At 54.3% G+C, this 17,836-nt stretch carries 16 protein-coding genes; 3 read left to right on the top strand and 13 right to left on the bottom strand.

Annotated features, from left to right (window positions below; genetic code table 11):
• Positions 1–14: 14 nt before the first annotated feature.
• The 10 genes from HRU73_RS02350 to gspG form a co-directional block, all read right to left on the bottom strand.
• Positions 15–452 carry a type II secretion system protein gene (locus HRU73_RS02350; protein ID WP_011112166.1) on the bottom strand — a complete coding sequence of 146 codons (438 nt, stop codon included), beginning with the start codon at positions 450–452 and terminating at the stop codon, positions 15–17.
• The gene (locus tag HRU73_RS02345; RefSeq protein ID WP_011112167.1) at positions 446–928 is read right to left on the bottom strand and encodes a type II secretion system protein; all 483 of its coding nucleotides are present in this window, start codon (positions 926–928) and stop codon (positions 446–448) included. The genes HRU73_RS02350 and HRU73_RS02345 overlap by 7 nt, the downstream gene beginning before the upstream one ends.
• A gap of 29 nt (positions 929–957) precedes the next feature.
• Positions 958–3,249: a secretin GspD/PilQ domain-containing protein gene (locus tag HRU73_RS02340; protein WP_287399291.1), complete on the bottom strand. Its 2,292-nt coding sequence runs from the start codon at positions 3,247–3,249 to the stop codon at positions 958–960.
• Positions 3,250–3,361: 112 nt separating this feature from the next.
• On the bottom strand, positions 3,362–3,919 hold the full coding sequence (locus tag HRU73_RS02335) for a hypothetical protein (protein ID WP_276677802.1): 558 nt from the start codon (positions 3,917–3,919) through the stop codon (positions 3,362–3,364).
• 92 nt (positions 3,920–4,011) lie between these two features.
• The gene (locus tag HRU73_RS02330) at positions 4,012–4,566 is read right to left on the bottom strand and encodes a type 4a pilus biogenesis protein PilO (RefSeq protein ID WP_287399289.1); all 555 of its coding nucleotides are present in this window, start codon (positions 4,564–4,566) and stop codon (positions 4,012–4,014) included.
• Entirely contained in the window at positions 4,548–5,099 is a 552-nt protein-coding gene (locus HRU73_RS02325; protein ID WP_287399287.1) for a PilN domain-containing protein, read from the bottom strand. Before HRU73_RS02325 ends, HRU73_RS02330 begins: the two co-directional genes overlap by 19 nt.
• Positions 5,077–5,922: a hypothetical protein gene (locus tag HRU73_RS02320; protein ID WP_287399285.1), complete on the bottom strand. Its 846-nt coding sequence runs from the start codon at positions 5,920–5,922 to the stop codon at positions 5,077–5,079. The genes HRU73_RS02325 and HRU73_RS02320 overlap by 23 nt, the downstream gene beginning before the upstream one ends.
• Positions 5,903–7,594, bottom strand: a complete 1,692-nt coding sequence (locus tag HRU73_RS02315) for a GspE/PulE family protein (protein ID WP_287399283.1) — start codon at positions 7,592–7,594, stop codon at positions 5,903–5,905. The genes HRU73_RS02320 and HRU73_RS02315 overlap by 20 nt, the downstream gene beginning before the upstream one ends.
• Complete coding sequence (locus tag HRU73_RS02310; protein WP_011112174.1) at positions 7,594–8,778, bottom strand: type II secretion system F family protein; 1,185 nt, start codon at positions 8,776–8,778, stop codon at positions 7,594–7,596. Before HRU73_RS02310 ends, HRU73_RS02315 begins: the two co-directional genes overlap by 1 nt.
• An 18-nt stretch (positions 8,779–8,796) precedes the next feature.
• Positions 8,797–9,234 carry a type II secretion system major pseudopilin GspG gene (gene gspG / locus HRU73_RS02305; RefSeq protein WP_041356791.1) on the bottom strand — a complete coding sequence of 146 codons (438 nt, stop codon included), beginning with the start codon at positions 9,232–9,234 and terminating at the stop codon, positions 8,797–8,799.
• 397 nt (positions 9,235–9,631) lie between these two features.
• On the opposite strand from gspG, the gene dapF reads away from it, so the two are divergent.
• On the top strand, positions 9,632–10,459 hold the full coding sequence (gene dapF / locus HRU73_RS02300) for a diaminopimelate epimerase (RefSeq protein ID WP_281870909.1): 828 nt from the start codon (positions 9,632–9,634) through the stop codon (positions 10,457–10,459).
• Positions 10,460–10,585: 126 nt separating this feature from the next.
• Positions 10,586–12,316, top strand: coding sequence for an ABC transporter ATP-binding protein (locus tag HRU73_RS02295; protein WP_276677813.1), 1,731 nt, complete (start codon positions 10,586–10,588; stop codon positions 12,314–12,316).
• Here HRU73_RS02295 and HRU73_RS02290 read toward each other — a convergent pair.
• The 3 genes from HRU73_RS02290 to gdhA form a co-directional block, all read right to left on the bottom strand.
• Complete coding sequence (locus HRU73_RS02290) at positions 12,291–13,529, bottom strand: multifunctional CCA addition/repair protein (protein WP_281870908.1); 1,239 nt, start codon at positions 13,527–13,529, stop codon at positions 12,291–12,293. The two genes, HRU73_RS02295 and HRU73_RS02290, sit on opposite strands and share 26 nt — an antisense overlap.
• An 8-nt stretch (positions 13,530–13,537) precedes the next feature.
• Positions 13,538–15,445, bottom strand: coding sequence for a lytic transglycosylase domain-containing protein (locus HRU73_RS02285; protein WP_287399279.1), 1,908 nt, complete (start codon positions 15,443–15,445; stop codon positions 13,538–13,540).
• A 197-nt stretch (positions 15,446–15,642) separates the two neighbouring features.
• Complete coding sequence (gene gdhA, locus HRU73_RS02280) at positions 15,643–16,986, bottom strand: NADP-specific glutamate dehydrogenase (protein ID WP_276677818.1); 1,344 nt, start codon at positions 16,984–16,986, stop codon at positions 15,643–15,645.
• A gap of 256 nt (positions 16,987–17,242) precedes the next feature.
• Here gdhA and HRU73_RS02275 point away from each other — a divergent pair, with 256 nt between their 5' ends.
• Positions 17,243–17,809, top strand: a complete 567-nt coding sequence (locus HRU73_RS02275; protein WP_287399277.1) for a sigma-70 family RNA polymerase sigma factor — start codon at positions 17,243–17,245, stop codon at positions 17,807–17,809.
• Positions 17,810–17,836 lie beyond the last annotated feature (27 nt).

The raw sequence follows: 17,836 nt of genomic DNA, 5'->3' as shown, positions 1-17,836 counted from the left end.
CCGGCATGACATTGTCACCATTTCTCATAAAACGTCCCGTCCAGCGCCTGCCGGTCGGAAGTCGTATGCACATCGAACACGCCTTCCATTTCAGGATCGGGCGGCGGAATTTCCACCCAGACGTTTTCCTCGGTAATCGGATCGACAGGTATCGCGCGAATATAACGATCCTCGACCAGTTGATGCAGATCGGTCGGATATTTGCCGGTATCGGCAAAATATTTGTCGATCGCGTCGCGCAGAATACTGAGATTCTGCTTGAGTACCGTTTCCTTCGCCCGGTCGACAGAATTGAAGTAACGCGGCGTCACAATCGTGAGGAGGATAGCAATAACGACCATCACCACCAGTAATTCGATCAGCGTGAACCCCCGTTCACGCCAATGGCCACCGGGCCGCTTCAATCGGTTTGATACCGATTGGATCACAGTCTGATCAGCGAGCTTTACCATTGATTGTAGGGAATCCCGTTCAATCCCGCTTTTTCGGAAAGGGAATAAACATCGTAAATGTCATCTCCCTCCTCCGGACTGTCGGGCGGGCTGGCATAACTGCGTTTTCCCCAGGTTTCGGCAGCAGGTACCTCAGTATCCGGAAACATCGGATCGCGCGGCAAACGGCGCATGAAAAAGATTTTCTTGCTGTCAGGGTCTTTTACGTCGTCCATGCCCGTATCCAGATCTTCCAGCCGATGAGGATAGCCGGTTTCATCAGCCTTTTTTTCGACTAATCCCTCATCCGCCGCCTGCTTATAGGCATCGATCGCCGTGCGGATCTGGCGCAGCGCTATACGCAATTCTCGCTCCTTTTCACGTTTGACGACCATTTCACCTAATGGCATCGCCGCGGAAGCCAGGATTCCCATGACTGCCACTACGATCATCAGCTCGATCAGGGTAAATCCGCGGCAAGATGCTGTCTGCAACATATCCGCTCAGAAAAGACGAAGAAATGTCATCACTGAATCCTGATACTCGCTGCCGGTGGCAGATTCACTTCAACCGGCTGCCCTGTCTCATCCCGCACCTGCAGATTCTGTAAAGCAATTTCAGTTGAAGTTGCATTTGTGCTGATCACCTTGAAACGCAGCACCGCTGTCATTCCGGTGGATTGATCCCGGCCGAGCTTCAGGCTGCGCATTCCGGATTTTTCCCCGCCATCCACCAGTTCCAAAGTATCCGGGTCATAGGTCAGGTTCAACTCGCCGGATAGCATGGGATCCTGGGTCACCAGCCTGACAGTAGCGGTAAATTCCCGGCCTCCCGCCACACTTTCCGGCACACGCAACGTCAATGAGGGAGAAGCCTCTCTTGCCTGCGTAACCGCTTCCTCAAACAGATCGGGTGCCGCTCCGAATAACCCGGCAGATCGTGCCCGTCCTAATGACATATATCCTCCGTCTGACGCACTGTTCGAGGATTCCATCGCCAGTGAACGCGGTGCCGTTTTCCGTATGATTACAGGCAGTTTCCCGGCGGCGCTGGCCGTACCGGAATAAAACTCGCTTTCAAAGTGGTTGGGCTGAATGACATTGCGGACGATATGCGGTGTGATCAGCAGAATTATTTCGGTTTTGTTATGTTTTCTGACCTGCTTGGAGAAAATATCACCCAGTACCGGTATATCGGTCAACCCGGCGATACCCGATCTTACTCTGCTCAGATCATCCTGAATCAGTCCGGCCAGCACCTGTGTCTCTCCGTCCCGCAGCTCCAGAACCGTTTCCGCCGTACGTGTGCCGATGACGATGGCCGTGGCTGCATTTTCTCCGCTCCCGGATCTTTTTTCACCGAGATTACTGCTGACTTCCAGCAGCGCTTTCAAGGTGACCTCATTATTGGTTCTGACCACCGGTTCGACTTCGAATTTCAGCCCGACATCGATATAAGTTGCTGAAGCAGCCGATCCGACATTGGCTGTATTCGTGACCGTGAACACCGGCTCCTTGTTACCGATATGGATTTTTGCCTTCTCCCGGCTTTTGACACGAATGCGGGGGTTGGCCAGCACATCCGCGTTGGTCAGGGTCCTGCCGAAATCGATTCTGGCCTGATTGCTGATAGTGAAACTCCGCAACCCTTCGAAGCCGGTATTCTTGATCATGCTCATTTTAACCACGGAATCCGCCGCTGCCTGAGCGGGTGTACCTATACCGGGAACGGCACTGAATGTCACCGAAGTAGGCATATTTGGCCCCAGATCGAGCGTGCTGTCACGTTTCACTTCCAGTACTACCACATCCAGCATCACTTCCGGATCGGGAAAATCGTTGATGGCAACCAGACGTTCCACCAATCGGATCATCTCCAGCGTATCCCGTATCACGAACAGGTTGAGTTTCTCATTGACGTAAATGTCACGTGCCTTGACCAGTCCACGAATCATGGCCACCATCTGTTTGACATCCGTATTGGCAACGTGAAAGCTGCGCACGACCAGCTCCTGATAATCCTTCTGCTTGGCGGGTGTATCCGGATAGATCAGCAGCGTGTTGCTGTTGAGTACCTTGTACGCGAGCTGATTGGTCAGGAGCATCAGTTTCAGCACATCTTCAATCGAATTATCACGGACGAAGATTGAAGCCGTTGCTTCCTGCTGAACATTACGATCGAATACGAAATTGATGCCGGCCGTGCGCGAGATCAACTCAAACATGGTTTTCAGCGATGTATCGCGGAACTCCATGGTAATGGGCTTGCTGAATTCGGTTATCAGAGACAATTCAGACATCTCGGCCCGTGCAATCTGTTCACTGAGCGCCTTGATCAGTTGTCTCGCTTCAGATTGCATCGGATTATCGGCCAGTACCCCCCTTACGATTTTTTCTGCTCCGTCTACATCACCATGCGCAAGTGCCTCTTTTGCCTGATTGACCAGAACGATATGGCGGCGCTCCAGATCAACCGCATCCAATCCTTCCCGGGCACGTTCACTACTGGCCCTGATATTCAGTACACGCTGATAATTCTGCTCGGCCTGATCCAGATTGCCAGCAAACCGGGCGTTATCTGCCTCGAACAGAATCTGGCCGATGATGGTGTCACGTTCTCTGGCCAGCGTCGCGCCGACTTCCCTGTCACCCGGTTCCTCACGAGCGGCCTGTTCCAGCTTGCCCAGACCCTCTTCCAGCCGCCCTTCTGCAATCAACCGTTTTCCTTCCAGAAAAGATGGATTTCGCGTCGTATGCATCGCACAACCGGTGATCAATGCGAGCAGCAGCAATATCAAGATTCTTTTTGTTGTATTCATCCCCACTTTTCCAGATATTTAAGGAACCTCTGATCAAGTCCCAATAGCTACAACCTTTGTCGCGCTTCTTGCGATCATCACGATTTTGCCTGTAATGCGGTTCATGGAGGACTTAATCAAAGGTTCCCTGATCGATAGTCAATGTCTGTCTGATACCCAGCGGAAGATAAGTCAGTTCGATCGTATCTTCCCGGATCCGGTCGATCCGGTATTCAGTGCCGATCCGCTCCCCCGCACCGGCAACATAATTCTGATCTGCCTGGGCGAGAAAGACCCGGATCTTCCCTTCGGAAACGACCCGGCCCAGATATTCGAACTGCAATGGTGGCGCGGATGGCCGCCTTACCACCTCCTCCTTCCGAGGCTGGAAGATCTGCGGGTTAAAATCAGTAGATGCAGTACGTTTGGGCTCCCAGGACGTCACAGCGAATATATCGTCCGCCTTGGCGCTGAATTTCCGTTTTCCCAGCTGATCGACCGGTAATGTTTCGTGTGTTTGCCGTATTTGTCGGGTTTGTCCGGCAGTACGCCTGTCAGCGGAAATATCCACTGCCGGCTGCACCACATCCTCCACGGATAACTCAGTCCCCTCATCGACCAGCAACGCAGCCAGTACGGTAGCCGCCAGAGCACCCCAGAGAATCAGTTTCCGGTAAAGTGTGCCGGCCATGTCAGATTCCACTGAAAACCCGGCAATGAAGCAGGTTGGAGAACACGGCCGCCAGGACTGCCAGAAGTGATTTGGATAACGAAGATAAATGCTTAGTAGTCATTCAGATAAAGGTGCATGTTCAGGCGCGCATCCACTCTGCCGGCCTGTATGGTTTCGCGCCTGATGATGATATCAGCCAGCGCGAGTGCCGGCACGGCCTGCAATGCGCTTGCAATGAATGCGCGAATCTGGGGATAGGTCCCACGCAACGGCAATTGAATCTCATAGCGTACCAGTTTCGATTCTTTTTCCACCTTCAGCCGGTAATCACTGCTATTCAGCTCCACACCACTGTCTTTGGCGATCCTGTCGAGTTCACTGATCCAGTAAGGGGAAGAATCACTGCGCGGAAGGAAATCATAAAAAACCTGCAATGCCTGATTATTGTTCAGCTTCGCCTGACCGGCAGAATCAGGCTGTGCCTGCTGCATTGCCTGTACTTTGCTTTTCAGCCCTTTCAGGTGCTCCTTCTGGGGCATGACTGCCGCTATAAAAAATACCAGCGTCAACACGAGCAATCCCGCCCCTGCCCGGCCGACGGTCCCCAGACGGGTAACCTGCCAACGTGCCCTGACCAGCCAGTTTTCTAAAGCGATTCGTGCCACGTTGCAATGATTGAAAAAACAATGGGACGGCGTGGATGATCCTGCCGGGCTTTATAGCTGGCCAAATGCGCATTTTTCAGTACCGGCTCCAGTTCGAGTGCCTGGACATACTCCACCAGAGCGGCAAGATCTCGCGCTTCACCCGTAATACGGATGGTCTGACCGGTAACACTGGGCTGCAGCGACAGCAGTGCAATCTGCTCGCTGGCAGCCAGTTCCAGCGCATCGAACAACGCTTCCCAGGGTAGATTGAGCTGGCGCAGAATATCATCCGCCTGTTTAAGCTCCTGCTGTGTGGCTTTATTGATGCGCGCCATCGGCGTTCGGGGCTGCCTGGTGTGTTTCTGCTGCTGAACGATGCGCGCCTCGCGTGCTTCCCAGTACGTGATTTTCGACATGGTCTGCTTGAGCGTATACATCACTGCAAGCAGCAGCACCATTCCCAGAAACAGCAGCAGATAATCCACCAGTGGAATCTGCTGCCTGCGGTAGGGGAAATTCAGTTTCAGACTACGCATGATTCTGGCTGTCATCCATTCCTGTTACCCCGGGAAAATACGAAGGTGCGGGATGTTTTTCATCTGGCAGGCGTACGAACTGCCAGCGGAGATCATGCACCGGTAACTGTCCGGTCAATTCGGGAGCGAACACATACACCCGCTCTACCGACCGATCCGGGCTGAGAATGATCGATTCCTGTTTCAGTGCTGCCAACAGTTCTTCCTGCAGATTCTCCACGACTCTCTGGTTGCGTGCACAACGCCAGGCGCCCTCGGACAGCACAACCAGGCAGAACCGCCCTGTTTCCACCAGAACAAACCACACCTGCTTTTCAACCAGCCGCTTCGACCAGTGATCCAGCGCCGCAGCAAGATAAGGTTCTATGCACGCAAACCGGGTATCGTATTGCCGGGCGAACATTATCAGCTCTGACTGCAAATCGCGTGCGATGGCCGCACACAATGCGCCGCCATAAGGGTCCCAGGTACTCAGGCTGAGTTCCCAGTCATCGATACGTTCACCGTAAATTTCGCGCATCTGGAAACCGGCATAAGCCATCAATTCATCCGGATTCGCCAGGGAAGGCTGCGGTGCGATGACACCATAGCGAACGAAGTGATTGGATAGCGTGATATGCAACTCGCTACCCCGCCTGAAACGATCATCCATCTGTCCGATCATCTGTTCCAGCAATCGCAGAGGCGCTTTCCACTGCTGTCTTGAATCATTTTCCTGAACACACACGCCTGATTGCCTGAACTGCTGCACAGGCCTGATACCGCGTGCAATCCCCGTCAGATCGACCCGATCCGGAGCCAGAAAAATCTGAATCCGATTACGCCACGACAGTGACACGATTGGCCTCCTGTAAGCTGGTCTGTCCGGTTTTAACCATATCCAGCGCCGCTTCACGCAAGAAACGGGTGCCGTTGAGCCGGGCTGCCTCCTTGATGCGACGAATTGGTGCCTGCGCAATGATCAGCTCACGGATTTCATCATTCAGCAGCAAAATCTCGGCAATTGCGCTGCGCCCGCGATAACCGCTACCCCGGCAATGGCCGCACCCTTTGGCAGAGCGAAAATCGAACTGCTCTGCCTGTTCCGGGGTAATCCCCGAATCTGCGATCATCTGCTGACCCGGCTGTTCTGCAACCATGCAATTCGGGCACAGCAGGCGCACCAGCCGCTGCGCCACGATGCCGTTCAGTGCCGAAACAAAACTGTAAGGGTCAACACCCATGTGTGCAAACCGGCCAATCACGTCAAACACGTTGTTGGCATGAACCGTGGTAAAGACCAGATGCCCCGTGAGTGCAGCCTGAATTGCAATCTGTGCCGTTTCGGCATCGCGAATTTCACCCACCATGATTTTGTCAGGATCGTGCCGCAGAATCGAACGCAATCCGCGGGCGAAAGTCAGCCCCTTTTTCTCGTTGACCGGTATCTGCAATACACCAGGCAACTGATATTCGATTGGATCCTCGATCGTAATGATTTTGTCATGGCCGTGATTGACTTCCGAAATGGCGGCATACAGCGAAGTCGTCTTGCCGCTGCCGGTCGGCCCGGTCACCAGCAGCATGCCATACGGCTCCGCGCTGAGCCGGCGTACGCTGGCAATGGAAGTTGCGTTGAATCCCAATTGGTTCAGTGTCAATCCTTCGACATGATCGGTCAGCGCCTGACGATCCAGGATCCGCAACACGGCATCTTCCCCAAAAATGCTCGGCATGACCGATACGCGGAAATCGATTTCCCGCCCCTGGATGGAAACCTTGAAACGGCCATCCTGCGGAATGCGGCGCTCGGCAATATCCAGATCCGACATGACCTTGATCCGGGAAATCACCTGCTCGGCCAGATTCGCCTCCTGCATGGTGCCTATACTGGTCAGCACACCGTCGATCCGGTATTTGATGGACAATGCGCCCGGCGTGGTCTCCAGATGAATGTCGCTTGCCTGCGATTTATGCGCATCGTACAGGGTCGAATGAACCAGACGCACCACCTGACTGGTCCCTTCGTGAATCGTTTTGAGTGATAACTCCTCGATACCACTCTGGATCAGATTTTCCTGAACAGAAGACAGCACATTGTCCATCGCACGCATGGTCTGTTCCTGCTGCACGAAAAAGGCCGCCAGATCTGCCGGATGCACCAGATGCCACAATGCATCCACCGGTACATATTCCTCCACCCAGTCGCGCAGACCCGTCCGGAAAGGATCACTCACCGCCAGCAGATACGATTGATCCTGTTTCTGCAGCAACATGCATTCACGTTTGGCAGCCAGTGCAAAAGACAGTCTGTCAAAAGCCGGATGCAATGCATGCAGATCATTCATGGTCAGTACCGGCATGCGCAGCACTTCCCCCAGTACAGTCACCAGTTCATCTGGCGTGCCCTGATAAGTTTCTTCCAGTACTCTGATCAGTGAGGTGCTGCGAGCGATGGCCTGTTCACGCGCCTGGCTGAGCATAGCCGGATCGATCGCCGGTTTATCCGGCAGGGCGACGTTGGTCTGCATCAGTTGATACTCCCCGCCAGTTCGAAAATCGGCAGATACATGAGAATGATGATGCCGCCGATGACGGTTCCGATCACTGCCATCAACAATGGCTCGATCAGCTTGGTCATCCATTCGACCCAGCGTCCGATTTCCTCATCGTGAAAATTACCGATGCGTTCCATCATGTCACCCATCATCCCGGTGCGCTCCCCCACACGCAGCATACGGCTTCCCACTGCAGTGGTCAGCTCTGCGCTCTGCATTGCACTGGAAATAGCCTTGCCTTCACGGATGAGTGCAGCAGCTGTTTTCACCCGTGGACGAAAGTGCGGCTGCAACAGGTCGCTGACCATTTCCAGCGCCTGGGTCACGGGAATCCCGCCGCGCAGCAGCATCCCCAGCGTTTTGTAGAAACGGGCAAGCTGATAGACCCGCATCCTCTCGCCGATTGTTGGAATGCGCCATACCGCGCGCAACAGATGAGCCCGGATCTGCGGCCGGGAAAAGGTATAAAACGCTGCTGTCAGAAAGAGCGCTGCCATTCCTGCCAGCATCCAGCCATTCTTCTGCACCAGGTGCCCCCACTCGATCAGCAGCATGGACATCCAGGGCAGATCCGTACCCATATCTTCATAAATGGCGCTGAATTTAGGAACGACGAACACCAGCAGGAAGATGGCTACCAAGCCCCCGAGCACCAGCAGCAGAACCGGATAGATGGACGCCCCCACCAGCTTTTTGCGCACCAGATCCATCTGCGACTGATAGACGAGATAACGTGATAGTGCTTCGCCCAGATCCCCCGTCTGTTCGCTGGCACGAATGGTGGCGACATACAGTGACGGAAATACCTGCGGATAGAATTCCAGCGCACGCGAAAACGTTACTCCTTCACGCAAGCGCGCCAGTATCTGCTGGAGTAACTCGCGTGTCACACTGTCCTCTTCTTTCTCGACCAGTGTTTCGATACCCTCTACCAGACTCAAGCCGGCTGTCAGCAAGGCAAGCAGTTCCTGGGAAAAATCAGACAGCGGAAAACGGGAACCCGATCTGGGCAGAAAACCGGAAAAATTCCGCCGTATACTCAGGATCACCCCCCCTTGAGCACTGATCCGGTTGCGTACCTCGGCTTCACTGGCCGCATCGAGTTCGAGCAGCACAGCGCCTTTTCCGGCCAGCAAGGCTCTTACCGTGTAACGCATCAGCGGTATCGAATACGGTTACCAGTTGGTGATATCCGCATCCTCACCACTCCCTCCGGGCTGGCCATCCTTGCCGAATGAGAACAAATCGAAATCGTTCTGCGCACCCGGATATTTGTATTGATAGGGCCTGCCCCACGGATCGGCCGGCAGACGCTTGCTCAAATAAGGTCCCTGCCATCTCGGCTCATTGGCAGGGGCGGTGAGCAATGCATTCAGCCCCTGCTCGGTCGTGGGATAAGTTCCAACATCCAACCGGTACTGATGCAGTGCCTTTTCCAGGGAATCTATCTGAGCCTGCGCCATTTTGACTTCGGATTTACCCACTTGTGAAAAATACTTGGGCCCGACATAAGCCGCCAGCAAACCGATGATGACCATGACGACCAGCAATTCGAGCAAAGTGAACCCGCGTTCATAAACCATACACGGCCGGATGTTTGACGCATACTTCATATTTAGGTGATCCTTGAATTTAGATTTTTCCGGAAAGCTCCCGGGAAGAGTGCAGATGAGCAAAAGGAATATGATCTGGAAACCGGGGATATGGCCAGTTCGGCAGGTTTGTTGACATGCAGGCAGAAGATCGTCTGTTACAGAGCGATGACATACGCATCATACATTGCCTTTGCAACTCGTTCCCATCCCCATATCATCGGTGGCCCGAAATGGAAGGAGAACTACTCCCCACCACGGCCAAGTTTTGACATATTTCAACCCCGGTATAGTAGAGTTGCGTTCCATCCCGGTCAAGCGGGAAAATATGACATCTATTTCCGGGATCGGGCCCTGTTCACCGCCCGGTAACTTGGAACAAGTATGCACATCCTGATCAACCTGAAAGATTCTGCAGATGAAGTTGAAGTTTACGAAAATGCATGGATTGGGTAACGATTTCATCGTGATCGATGCGATCAATCAGTCCGTTTCTCTCGATCCTGCCACGATCCGCCGGTGGGCAGATCGTCATTTCGGTATCGGATTCGATCAATTGCTGGTGGTGGAAAAACCCGGAGAAAGTGGGGATTTCCGTTATCGCATCTTCAATGCCGATGGTGGAGAAGTGGAACAATGCGGTAACGGTGCCCGCTGCTTCGCCCGCTTCGTACGTGATCACGATCTGACCCGTAAAAACACTATCCGCGTCGAAACCGCATGCGGCATCATCATGCCAACTGTAGAGGAGAATGGTGAAGTCTCGGTCGATATGGGCATTCCCCGATTCGATCCGGCCCGGATTCCTTTCATCACGCAGGAACGTGCCCTCACCTACCCGCTGAATGTCAATGACCGGGAAATCGAGATTTCTGCCGTCTCGATGGGTAACCCGCATGCCGTACAAATTGTGCCGGACATCGATCTGGCACCCGTCACGAGCGAAGGACCTGCAATCGAATCACACCCGTTTTTCCCTGAGAAAGTAAATGCCGGTTACATGCAGATCGTGGATCGCACCCATATCCGGTTACGTGTTTTCGAACGCGGAACCGGTGAAACACTGGCTTGCGGAACCGGCGCCTGCGCCGCGGTCGTTAGCGGTATTGCCCGCGGGCTGCTGGATTCCGAAGTACAGGTAACCATGCGTGGCGGCAATCTTCGTATCCGCTGGGAGGGAGAAGATCAGCCGGTCTGGATGACCGGGCCGGCCGTTTCGGTGTTTGAGGGTACGATTGATCTGTAAACACCATACAAACATGACAGGTAGCCAGGAGGATTATCACGGCCGGAAGCTGCCTGTCCGATTGATTTTGCGTCACTGCCAACCCGCCCGCATTTTTCCAGCCCGGATCAACTCACCTGCCCCATCATGCGCACACTGATCACCTATATCATGGTTTTTCCGAAGCGCAGTGCATTCGTACTGGTTGCGCTGCTGCTGGCCGGCATTGCCGAAGCACTCAGCCTGACTGCACTGCTTCCCCTGTTATCCATCGCAGTAGGTGAATCGATCGATTCCAGCATGGGCAAACTGGTAGTCGATACGCTGCATCAGGTCGGGCTGTCACCCACACTGGAAATCATTCTGCTGGTCATCGTCGGCGGCATGTTTCTCAAAGGTGCGATTCTGTTGCTGACCAACCAGCAGGTGGGCCATACGGTTGCGCATGTCGCCACTGCGCTGCGGCTGGACCTGATCAAGGCGCTGCTTGCCAGCCGGTGGCAATACTATCTGCGCCAGCCTGCCGGTGCGCTGGCAAATTCAATTGCCACCGAGGCTTATCGTGCCGCCATGGGTTTTGAACATAGTGTCAATGTGCTGGCACTGGCAATCGAAGCACTGGTATACAGCATCGTAGCCCTGTTCATTTCGTGGGAGGCCACGCTGGCGTCACTGTTGATCGGCACTATCCTGTTTGTGGTACTCAATCGCCTGGTCAGAGCAGCCAAACGCGCCGGTAACAAACAAACCCATTTACTGCGTCATCTGCTGACGTACCTGTCCGATGTACTCGGCTCGGTCAAATCCCTGAAAGCCATGGCACGCGATAACGTGGCCGATGCCATACTGCACGAACAGACCCGGATGCTGGAAAAAGCGACACGCAAGGAAGTCACCAACCGGGCAGCCCTGCTTGCCCTGCAGGAGCCTATCCTGGCAGCCCTGACAGCAAGCGGCCTGTATCTGGCACTGGTGGTCTGGAAATTGTCATTGCCGGAAGTCATGGTCATGGTCTTTCTACTGACCCGGATTCTGGGATTGCTGAATAAAACGCAGCGCCGTTATCAGCAGCTCGTGGCCCAGGAAAGTGCCTACTGGGCCTTGCGCAATGCCGCTGAAGAAGCACGTATGGAAGCAGAAAGATCGACCGGTACGCTGGTACCGACTCTGGAACAGGGGTTGAACCTGCGCCACATCGTTTTCGGTTATGAACGAAAAACGATTTTCAGCGATTTGAATCTTGAAATTCCGGTTCACTCGTTCACCGCGCTCATTGGTTCCTCAGGTGCCGGCAAAAGTACCCTGCTCGATTTACTCTGCGGGCTGGCTGAACCGAAATCCGGTGAAATCCTGATCGACGGGGTATCCTTGCATCATATCGACCTGCGCCGCTGGCGGCACATGATTGGCTACGTTTCTCAGGATACCGTGCTGCTGCACGATACCATCCTGAACAATATCCTCGTGGGTGAGCCTGCGATCAGCGTCGAAGATGCGGAACGCGCACTCAGACAAGCCGGCGCATGGGATTTTGTCAGTTCATTCCCCGACGGAATCCATACTGTCGTTGGCGAGCGGGGCGGCATGCTTTCAGGAGGACAACGGCAACGCATCGCCATTGCCAGGGCATTGGCTCACCAGCCGAAGCTGTTACTGCTGGATGAACCTACCAGTGCGCTGGATCCGGAAAGTGAACGCATCATCTGTGCAACGCTGCAGAATCTGGCAAAGGAATTCACGATCATCGCCGTTTCCCATCAACCTGCCGTCATCAACGCGGCAAGCCAGGTATTCATCGTTTCCAATGGCAAAGCAGAGTTACTGTCCGATGCTGCTGCCCACCTGCCTGATATTACAGGTGCGAAAGAAGGGAACTGATCCGCTCGACTCGTGCAGCGTATACCTGGCGATTGATTCGCATAGGCAGATCGGCTTTACCGGCGTGTGACTGGTTGAGCTGCATGGCAATGGCACCTGCATCCACGCCAACCGCAACCTGTAATGCTTTGCTCAAATGTTCCTTCTGGGGATAGGGTTTGTCTGCGAAACCCGGTCGCCCGTGAAAATCGCTGGCACACGCCTGCAGAAAGGCCTGGAAACGAGCTTTCTTGCGATAGGCATCCGTTGCCTGCAACATGTCGGCAATGGTTGCGGGGCGTAATTCCAGCGCCCGGTGAACATCGCCGTGAAAACGCGCTACCAGCAGCGCCAGATCCCTGGATTCTCCGGGAACCCGAATACGTTCGCACAACCCCATGACCAGTTCCACACTGCGCGCTTCATGGCCAATATGGCGTGGCCATTCATCAGGAGAGGTCGTTCCTTTTCCCAGATCATGAGTCAACCCGGCAAAACGCACTTCGAGAGGATATTGTTTTGAAGCAGCATGGTCGATGACCATCATGACGTGAATACCGGTATCGATTTCGGGGTGAGCGTGCGCAGGCTGCGGCACACCGAACAAAGCATCCACTTCGGGCAGAATGCGGGCAAGCGCACCACACTCCCGCAAAACGTAAAACATGCGTGAAGGATGAGATTCCATCAACCCGTGAGCTATTTCCTGCCAGACCCGCTCCGGCACCAGTGCCTCTGTCTCACCGGTATGAACGATCTCTTTCATCAGTTCGAGCGTTTCCGGTGCAATCTGAAAACCGAAGCGTGCCGCAAATCGTGCAACCCGTAACACTCTCACGGGATCTTCGACAAACGCCGGACCGATATGGCGCAGAATGCCCGCCTGCAGATCCGCAATTCCTCCGAACGGATCGACGATATCGCCTGCCTCATCCCTGGCCATGGCATTGATCGTCAGGTCGCGACGCGCCAGATCCTCCTGCAGAGTCACACCGGGAGCCGCATAAACTTCAAACCCCTTGTAACCTCTGGCAATTTTCCGCTCGGTCCGCGCCAATGCGTACTGTTCATGTGTTTCAGGATGCAGAAATACCGGGAAATCCTTGCCCACCGGGCGGTAGCCCAGCCGCACCATCTCCTCCGGAGTGGCTCCCACCACGACGTAATCCTGATCCTTGACGGGCAACCCCAGCAGTTCATCACGTACGGAGCCCCCTACCCGGTAAATCTTCATATCCAGGATCAGCGCTTCGGGGCAACCGTCCCGAGCCGCTGTTTCAGAGTCGGCTTGTTTGGATGACCGAAATTATTGGCGTAATACATCGAATTACTCAGCACCACTTTGACGTAGTCACGTGTTTCGTTGAACGGAATGGTCTCGGCATAGATCGCCCCTTCCAGCGGCCGGATATCTCTCCATTGCCGTGCCCGCCCGGGCCCGGCGTTATAGGCAGCCGCTGCCAGTAATGGCTGATCGTCCAACTGACCCAATACATGCTTCAGATAGTAGGCGCCCAGCTGAAGATTGGTATTGATATCGGTCACCAGGCTGGTATGAAAATCCTGTAAACCCAGTTTGCCGGCAACCCACTTGGCTGTCGCCGGCATCAACTGCATCAGGCCGGTTGCTCCGGCACTGGACTTGATATCCGAGATAAAGCGGCTTTCCTGTCGTATCAGTCCGTATACGAACGCTTCATCCAGCTGATGCTGCTGCAGGACTGTATGCACCTGCTCACGATAAGGCGCCAGATAACGCAGACTGAAGTCATGACGCGCAACGGTTTTGATGGCCGTATTGATCGCCCGGTCATAAATGCCATGACGCTGAGCCACTCTGGCTGCTGCCAGCAGTTGTTCATCGCTGAAATGCTGTATCGTCCAGATCCATTCACGATTTGCCTCTATCCGCTGATCGAGCCGATACAGCGCCAGCGCCCGGCGAATCCCCGGGTTCTGTTCCATGAGATGGATTTCTTCCGGCCTGACCTGATACTCGTCAGCCGGAACACTGAGCATCTCACCCAGTTCTTCCCGGGCCATCTGTCCGTAAAAACTGTGTTCACGGCTCAGGGAAACGAGCAATGTATTGGCTTCAGAATTCTTTCTGCTGACTTTCAATGCGCGTGCACGCCAGTAACGCCAGACATCCTCCTGCTGCATTGCGGCAGGCATCTGGCCAAGCGTGTCCAGCAACATTTTCCAGTTGCCTTCACGCAATGCTATCCGTGCTTTCCATGCCTGTTTGGTTTCAGATAACGGATAGACATGTCTGCCCGTCGTGGCATCCATGAACCAGTTCATGGCGCGCGAATCCTGTCTGATCGCTGCCCAGTAGGCGAGATTCCCGGTGAAATAAGATCGATCCGCTTCAGGAAATTGCCCGCGGATTTTATGCCAGCGGGCCAGTGCCTGATTGGTCTCACTGCGCAACAGGCGCAACAGCGCAAACAATACGATTTCACGATCGGCACGCGACTGGACGGATACCGGCCGATCGAGGAAACGCCGGGCATCTTTGATCACGGCATTCAGTTTTTGTAAATCGAGAGCCTGATGGCGCGGGAGATATTTGTTTATGTTTCTGGCCACACCTGTATTGCCGGCTTCGAAGGCCAGCCTGATTCGGGTCCAGACATCCTCTACCGAGATGGCACCGATCCTGACCAGTGAATCGAATACGGTCACACAACTGGCCGGCATATCACGCCCGGTGAACCAGAGTGAACGAACCTCCCCGTTTGCAGTTTTATCTCCCGTGGCCAGCCGGTGTTGCAATGCATAACACTGCAGGCTCTCTTCCCGATTGACCAGCTTCGGATATTCTTCGGCAAACGTCGCCCACTGCTGGCGTTTGCCGAGAATCTGCAACCAGTCCGCCCGCAGTCTGTCTGCTACGAAACTGCCGTCGTGACGTGCCAGAAATGCCCTGACTGCCCCGGTCTCTGCGGTTACCAACGACAGGCGCAACCGAAAGTATTCGGCATAAGGCGACAGCACATGGTACTTCATACGTTCGGCGTATTCGGCAACACGTGCTGCATTACCCGCCCGGAATGCTTCCCGTATTTCCAGGTAATCTTCATCCCCCCCGGCAACGAGCAGCTGTGACCAGAACGCCAGTAACACCCCGATAAATATCTTACTCATGACTACCCGTCTATTCATACCATGATCAAAATCAAATCCGGCCGTGCGGCTGACCGGTTGCAACCAACCCAGCCTACAGGGGAAACAACATACTCATGTCATAATAAAAGGGCATATCGTTCATCTATTACCGTCAGAGCCAATCGTTTTTTGTTATGGATTTTCTGAGAAATGCTGCAAGAAACTACAAACTCTTATCAGATCACCCCTTGCGCCAGCATTGCCTCGGCCACTTTCACAAATCCGGCAACATTGGCACCATCCACATAGTTGACCGTACCGTCAGGCTTCTTGCCGTATTCGGTGCAGGAATGATGAATGGCACGCATGATTTCCTGTAACCGCATATCGACTTCTCCGCTCGTCCAGGAAAGTCGCATGGCCTGCTGGCTCATTTCCAGACCCGAGGTAGCCACTCCGCCCGCGTTGCTCGCCTTGCCAGGTGCAAACAGTACTTTCGCATGATGGAATCGTTCCACGGCACCTGCAGTGCATGGCATATTGGCACCCTCGGCCACACAATTCGCACCATTCCTGATCAGTATTGCGGCGTCGTTTTCGTTCAGTTCATTCTGGGTCGCACAGGGCAAAGCGACATCCACCGGCACATGCCACGGTTTTTCACCCGGAAGGAACTGTGCTTCCACCCGTTCAGCAAATTCATTGACACGCCCGTAGAGACGATTCTTGACTTCGGCCAGAATTGCCAGTTTTTCTGGTGTAAAACCGGCTTCATCCACCACTGTACCACTCGAATCTGAAACCGTGACTACTTTGGCACCCAGCGACATGGCCTTGTCAATGGCAAACTGTGCCACGTTCCCGGAACCGGATACGGATACCCGCATGCCTTTCAATGAACAACCGGAGTGATTCAGCATCTCTTCGGCAAAATAGACCAGACCGTACCCGGTAGCTTCCGGCCGCAGCAGCGATCCCCCGAAGGTCAGGCCTTTGCCGGTAAATACACAGTCCGAACGGTTGGTCAGCTTCTTGACCATACCGGCCATGTAGCCGACTTCCCGTCCGCCCACACCGATGTCTCCGGCAGGTACATCCGTATCCGCACCGACATGCCGGAACAGTTCGGCCGCATACGCCTGGCAGAAGCGCATGATTTCACCGGGACTTTTACCCTTGGGATCAAAATCTGATCCACCCTTGCCTCCTCCCATCGGCAATGTTGTCAGTGCATTCTTGAAAGTCTGCTCAAATGCAAGGAATTTGAGAATGGAAAGGTTGACTGACGGATGGAAGCGCGTACCCCCCTTGTATGGGCCGATCGCCGAATTATATTGAATGCGGTACCCCCGATTGACCTTGACTTCACCCCGATCATCCACCCACGCCACCCGGAATATGATCATGCGCTCCGGCTCGATCAGCCGATCCAGCAACCCCTGCTCAGCGTAACGAGAATGATCGACGATAAAAGGCCACAAGCTTTCAATGACTTCTGAAACGGCCTGCAGGAATTCGGGTTGCCCTGGATTCCTTTCGGAAACATAATTCTTGAATTCCTCGATACTGCTGTATTTCATTTTTCATCCCCCCCGGTAAATAACGTAAAAATAAATGCACAAAAAATCGGCCACCAACCCACCGCCGATAATAATCGCAAAATTTCACTGGCTCCGGGGAAGATTGTAAGCTATTTCTGAAAAAACCCTGATGCTATACAGACTATTTGCCACAAGAAAGAAACAGGCTGCCATTATCTCATCGAAACCCGGTTGCATAGTCCGTACTGCATCTTATAAAATGTGAATAGTTCTCATTAACTTATTGAATTAACATATGCACTCGCGTGATTACCAGGAGGATGTCGCACCAGCCGCCAACCCTGCAATGCAGCAGGTTCACTTTCTCTACAGCGATCATCATTGGCTGTACGGCTGGTTGCGCTTTCGCCTGGGCGATGCGACCGATGCAGCCGACCTGGCGCACGATACCTTCGTGCGCCTGATTGCCCGCCCCCGGCGCTTCGACAGCAGCCAGGAAGCCCGCGCCTACCTGCGAACCATCGCCAACGGCCTGTGCATCGACCTGTGGCGCCACCGCGAAATCGAACGTGCCTGGCTGGAGACCCTGGCTACACAACCCGAGGCGTACGCGCCCTCGGCCGAGGAACAGACAGCGGTACTGCAGGCGCTGCACGAAATCGATGGCATGCTGCGCCATCTGCCGCTCAAAGCCGCTCGGGCTTTCGTCCTGGCGATGGCCTGCGGCATGACGCACCAGGAAGTCGCACGCGAGCTGGGCGTGTCCTCGCGCATGGTCGGACACTACATCACCCGGGCCATGCTCCATTGTATGCAACTCGAAGCACGCAATCTGGGCCAGGCCGGCGCCATCGCTCCATGAGCACTTCACCCACAGGCCAGAGCCCGG

This window comes from Nitrosomonas sp. H1_AOB3, from assembly GCF_015709435.1.
In the GTDB taxonomy this organism is placed as follows: Bacteria; Pseudomonadota; Gammaproteobacteria; order Burkholderiales; family Nitrosomonadaceae; genus Nitrosomonas; species Nitrosomonas europaea.
Note: the sequence above shows the minus strand (reverse complement) of the source record. Positions and strands in the feature narration are given on the sequence as shown.